Origin of the sequence: Succinatimonas hippei YIT 12066 (assembly GCF_000188195.1) — a bacterium.
In the GTDB taxonomy this organism is placed as follows: domain Bacteria; phylum Pseudomonadota; class Gammaproteobacteria; order Enterobacterales; family Succinivibrionaceae; genus Succinatimonas; species Succinatimonas hippei.
This window is the reverse complement of sequence record NZ_GL831033.1, coordinates 1-5461: the sequence shown is the minus strand read 5'-3', so window position 1 is coordinate 5461 and position 5461 is coordinate 1. Positions and strand designations below refer to the sequence as shown.

Annotated in this window: 4 protein-coding genes; all 4 read left to right on the top strand. The window is 42.0% G+C overall.

Annotated elements, in window-relative coordinates; all coding sequences use genetic code 11:
• Positions 1-438: 438 nt before the first annotated feature.
• The 4 genes from HMPREF9444_RS07180 (at position 439) to HMPREF9444_RS07165 (ending at position 5340) form a co-directional block, all read left to right on the top strand.
• Positions 439-1389, top strand: a complete 951-nt coding sequence (locus tag HMPREF9444_RS07180) for an ABC transporter permease (protein WP_009143741.1) — start codon at positions 439-441, stop codon at positions 1387-1389.
• A gap of 10 nt (positions 1390-1399) precedes the next feature.
• Positions 1400-2902, top strand: a complete 1503-nt coding sequence (locus HMPREF9444_RS07175) for a sugar ABC transporter ATP-binding protein (RefSeq protein WP_009143740.1) — start codon at positions 1400-1402, stop codon at positions 2900-2902.
• 13 nt (positions 2903-2915) lie between these two features.
• Entirely contained in the window at positions 2916-3878 is a 963-nt protein-coding gene (locus tag HMPREF9444_RS07170) for an ABC transporter permease (protein WP_009143739.1), read from the top strand.
• A 328-nt stretch (positions 3879-4206) separates the two neighbouring features.
• Entirely contained in the window at positions 4207-5340 is a 1134-nt protein-coding gene (locus HMPREF9444_RS07165; RefSeq protein ID WP_009143738.1) for a sugar ABC transporter substrate-binding protein, read from the top strand.
• Positions 5341-5461 lie beyond the last annotated feature (121 nt).

Below are 5461 nucleotides of genomic sequence, written 5' to 3'. Positions count from 1 at the left end.
AAATATTAATAGAAATTACTGCTCAATGTGAGTTAAAAATAGTGTCTTTCATCAACATTTTTAACGGCAACCTCAAAAATTTTCGTTAAAAATTAACGGTTTTCGTAAATACCGTCAATCTTCCATACAACGAATTTTATCTATATGTCATGTAGCGTTTTGTTTTTTGTGATAATTCTCAAATTTAAAAGTTAACAATTTAAAAAAACGTGCTTAATATTCAAATATCGTAAACGTTTGCGTGACATGCTAATCATGACTTTTTTATCATTACCAGATAAGCAATGTCCGGTCTGAAAATATTCTTTAAAAGATCTTACGCCGGATCTCCTTAAGGAAGATAAAAATTACCTGCCGGAATTTTTTTGTTTTTAAACATACATATTAACGCTATGGTTGACACGATGTCCCATATCGATCTAACGAAGGTAAACAAGCATGAATGGATTTAGCAAACTTTCCGGCGCAACTAAAGGATACATAGTCCTAATTGCGCTGGTTTTCCTGTCATGGCTGATTTTTAAAATTTTGACACCTGACAATTTCGGATCACCTGAAAATCTTATGGCCTACTTCCAGGCAAGTCTTATTGCTACGGTAGGTGCTATCGGATTTTATTTTGTTATGGATATGGGCCTTTTCGATTTTTCCATCGGTGCCAACATTATCCTTTCAGCAGTCGTAGGCTGCCAGCTTGCCAATACTTTCGGTATGGGATATCCGGGATTAATTTTAGGATGCATCATTACCGGATCTTTAGTCGGTTTATGCAACGGCTTTTTCTATGTCAGACTGCGCATTCCCTCCATGATTGTTACGGCAGGTCTGGCGCTTATCTATGAGTCCATAGCAAACTATATCGCAGGCGGCGTCGGACAGACCCTGCCTTCTGATATGCGCGGCTTAGGCCAGATGCCGGGCAACATCATATTAGCCTGCATAACTTTCGTTATTGCTTATGTAATACTTAACTACACTAAATTCGGTACCTACACTTATGCTATCGGCTCTAACGAATATGTAGCCAAAAATATGGGTATCAACGTAGACCGTTATAAAGTTTATGCTTTTATTTTAAGCGGCGCTTTCTTCGGAGCTATGGCAATTCTCACCATCAGCTACGGATCTTCAATCGTAGCTGTTACCGGCATGCAGTCTATGAGCCGTAACTTTATACCTACCATGGGATGCTTCTTCGGACTTGCTTTCATGAGATACGGAATTCCGCTGCAGGCTATCATCTTAGGCGAGTTCATCGTTAACATCATATTCTTCGGATTCATTTCCTTAGGCGCTCCGACCGCAATTCAGGATATGATTTCCGGTTTAGCGTTACTCATCATCATTACTCTCACTACTAAAATAGTTAAAGGCGAGATCGTGAAGTAGGCAGGCAGTTATGAGCGAAGTAAGATTACAAGTACGAAACATCAGTAAGAACTTCGGTATCACCAAAGCTCTGCAGAATGTGTCATTTGACGTTAACAAGGGTGAAGTCCATGCCCTGATTGGCGAAAACGGATCCGGTAAATCAACTTTAACCAATATGCTTACCGGCATTTACTCTATGGAGACGGGAAGTTTCATTCTTGACGGGAAGGAAATCCATCCGCACAATCAGGTTGAAGCCAATAATCTCGGCGTCTCCATTATCGTTCAGGAATTAGGAACGCTTTCAGGACTTACGGTTGCGGAAAATATTTTCTTAGGCCATGAAGACCGTTTTATCAAACACGGTTTCCGTAATACCCTGGCAATGAATGCCGAAGCAAACCGACTGTTAAAAGAATACGGTTTTGATCATATCAAAGCTTCAGCAATGGTTGACGACTATAACTTTGAAGATAGAAAGCTTATCGAAATCGTCAAAGCCACCTACTTCCACCCCAAAATAGTGGTAATTGACGAAACAACTACCGCCTTATCGCAGGAAGGACGTGAAGAGCTGTATAAGCAGATGGAGCGTATCAAGAACGAAGGTAATACCATCATCTTTATTTCCCATGATTTATCGGAAATTCTTTCTAAATCAGATACCATTACCATTTTGCGAGACGGCATATATATCGATACGTTAAAAGCTAAAGATATCGATCAGGACGGTCTTAAAAAACTGATGGTCGGACGTGAAGTCACGGGTGATTATTACCGTTCCGATTACGGTGAAAAAATTTCTGATGAAGTTGTTCTTTCCGTTAAGAACGTAACCGTTCCGGGAATAATACACAACGTCAGTTTTGACCTTCATCAAGGTGAAATCTTGGGGTTCGGCGGTCTTTCCGAATCAGGTATGCATGAAATCGGCAAGGCAATATTCGGTGCAAGCTACGATCGTGAAGGTGAAGTAGTATTGAATAACGGTCAACATATCAACGATATTCCTACCGCTATCCGCAATTCCATTGCCTATACCTCAAAGGACAGAGACAATGAGTCAGTAGTACTGAATCAGTCAATCGGCGAAAACATTATCATGCCGTCGCTTAACTATCTTTCATACGGGCATTCTCCCGTAATCAACTGGAAGAAAGCACGGGAATTTTCCAATCAATACGCCAAAGAAATGTCGGTTAAGATGCAAAGTACCGATCAATTTGTTTCTGAACTTTCCGGCGGCAACAAGCAAAAAGTCGTGCTGGCTCGCTGGATCGGCAAAGGATCTAATATTGTAGTACTTGACAGTCCGACCCGCGGTATAGATATCGGTGTGAAGCAAGATATCTATCAACTCATGAATCACATGAGAAAGAACGGAAAATCCATAATCATGATCTCAGAAGAGCTCATGGAACTTATCGGTATGTGTGATCGCATCATCATCATGAAAGACGGTGCCGTAAGCGGCGAGGTGTTAAGAAACCCCGATCTTGATGAACAAAAACTGATTGCGATGATGGTGTAAGGAGATCTAAATCATGACAGATTCAACATTAAGCGCCAAAGATCTGGCCCTTAAAAAGCAGCGCACCATGCGCCGTATTCGTGCCCTATTGCCTATTGCCGGATTAATTTTCGTGTTTGTGCTGTTCAGCATCTTGACAAACGGACGTTTGATAACGCGTCTGCCCCTTGCTATGAGTACTGTATATGTAATTATGATTTCAGCAATGGGCGTATTTTTCATCATGACGATGGGCGGTCTTGATTTCTCTCAAGGATCCATTTTGGGACTTTCGGCCATAGTCGTGTGCATGGTATCTAAATACAGTATAGAACTATCGATTCTTGCCGGTATTGCTACCGGAGCGGCTATTGGTGCAGTCAACGGATACTTCTATGTAAATCGGAAAATCAAATCCTTTATCGTGACAATCTGCACAATGTTCCTATTCCGCGGACTGATTAAATTCTTAACCACGGATGCGCCGGTTGCAGGTTCTCCTATGCTCGTAATGTGGGACTCAACTGCATTTAAAGTCGGAGCAACTTTGGTGGTTATAGCAATAGGCTTCTTCTGCTTCAACTACACCAAATTCGGTACTTATTTAAAGGCTATCGGCGCCGGAGAAAAAGCCGCAATGTTTGCCGGTATTCGTACCGATCGCATTAAATTCCTCGTATACGTGCTGTCAGGTGCCATTACAGGTTTTGCTGCTTTTATTTCAGCAATCAAAATCGGATCAGTAACAGCAAACGGCGGCAACCAGCTTGAAACACAGATCCTGATTGCTCTCGTATTAGGCGGCATGCCTATTTCGGGAGGTGCTATGGCTCGTTTCTACAATGTAATCGTAGGTTCGCTTTTGTACGTGGTTTTGACCTCCGGACTTACCATGATGGGATTCAGCACCCAGATGATGCAGCTTATCCAAGGTGTTGTTTTCCTTGCCTTCGTAGCAATCTTTGCTGACCGTCAATCATTGTCCATCATTAAGTAAGTTAATCCTTAGTGTCCTGATCTTTACGATCAGGACCGTTTCTTATCCACTTTCTTAATTCTTCTTTAACCAAGCCGCTTTCACAAAATCATTAATTTTCAATCGAAAAATTTTCCGCATACGTTTACGTAAAAACGGACCGAGCTCTCAAAAATCATAAAAAATCCCTTGCATTATCTAGAAGTTCTAAAAACTGTGAGCATTGCACACGTTTACGGACTTGATTTCAAATATCATGATAAGTGAAATCAAGCGATGCAAAGTTAGTGTCAAGTTTTATCGCTTGTAGAATAAAGACCGTAAATTTTCGCAAGAGGTGATTTGCAATATGAAACTAAAGAAAATTGCAATAACTGTCGCCGGCGCATTATTCGCCGCCTCAATGGCTTCCTATAGTGCCAGCGCTTTAGCTATCGACAATAGCGATATCAAGATCGGCGTATCAATCTGGTCATCAACCGACGTTTTAGGCTCTGACAGTAAGCGTATGCTTGATGCTGCTGCCGAAGCTTTAGGCGTTGAAGTTCAATATGTTGACCAAGGCCACGTTTCTGAAAGAGTTACCGCATCTGTAGAACAGTTGGTTGCCGCTGGATGTCAAGGTATTATCGTTTGCAACTCTTCAGATACTGAAATGGTTTCAGCAGTCAAAACCTGCAATGATAACGAAGTTTACTTAGCACAGTTCTATCGCATCATCTCTGAAAAGAACAGTCCAGAAATTTATGCAATGGCCAAAGCCTCTCCTTACTTTGTCGGAGCTGTCCATGAAGATGAGCCGGCAAACGGTGAAGCTCTCGTCAATATACTTATCAATAAAGGATGCCGCAACATCGGTCTTATCGGCTGGGAGCAAGGTGACGCAACCTGGCTTGGACGTTGGGAAGGATATCGTGCCGGTGTAGAGAAGTGGAATGCCGCACATCCTGATGATCAGGTAAAACTCTCCGAGCCACAGTACGCAGGTACTTCTTCTGAAGGCGGTTCAAAAGCTGCTGAAGCTTTAATGGCAGCCGATCCTACTCTTGATGCACTTATTCCGGCAGGCGGCGGCGGTGATCCTTTGCTTGGTGCCGTTGCAGCTGTTGAAAGAGCCGGTAAAGTCAAAGACATCTCCATCGTTTCAACCGACTTCCTCCCGGATCTGGGTGAAAGATTAACAAACGGATCTATGGCAGGACAGTCAGGCGGTCACTATTGCGATCCTCTGTATGCATTTATGCTGGTTTACAATGCCGTTAAAAGCGGTGCAAACTATGAAGATCAATTTATCGATTTAACCTTCCCGTACCTCTATGTATCTTCTCCTGAGGACTACGGTGATTACGATAAATACTTCGAACAGAGCCTTCCTTACAATGCTGAGGAAATCGTTGCACTGTCCAATATGTCTGTTGATGACTTAAGAGCCGCAGCCAACAAGCTTTCCATTGAAGATGCTGCTGCCCGTGCTTCCAAGTAAAAATTTATGCTAAAACTTAAAGTTAGCAATTAAAATTTAAATAAACGAAAAAGCCTTCAAATCGAAGGCTTTTTTTATGCCTGATAAAACTCACATTGAGCAGTAATTTCTATTAATATTT

Excerpts from the sequence above, each read along its gene's own strand:
- HMPREF9444_RS07180 (WP_009143741.1), top strand. The coding sequence starts at position 439 with ATGAATGGATTTAGCAAACTTTCCGGCGCAACTAAAGGATACATAGTC.
- HMPREF9444_RS07175 (WP_009143740.1), top strand. The coding sequence starts at position 1,400 with ATGAGCGAAGTAAGATTACAAGTACGAAACATCAGTAAGAACTTCGGT.
- HMPREF9444_RS07170 (WP_009143739.1), top strand. The coding sequence starts at position 2,916 with ATGACAGATTCAACATTAAGCGCCAAAGATCTGGCCCTTAAAAAGCAG.
- HMPREF9444_RS07165 (WP_009143738.1), top strand. The coding sequence starts at position 4,207 with ATGAAACTAAAGAAAATTGCAATAACTGTCGCCGGCGCATTATTCGCC.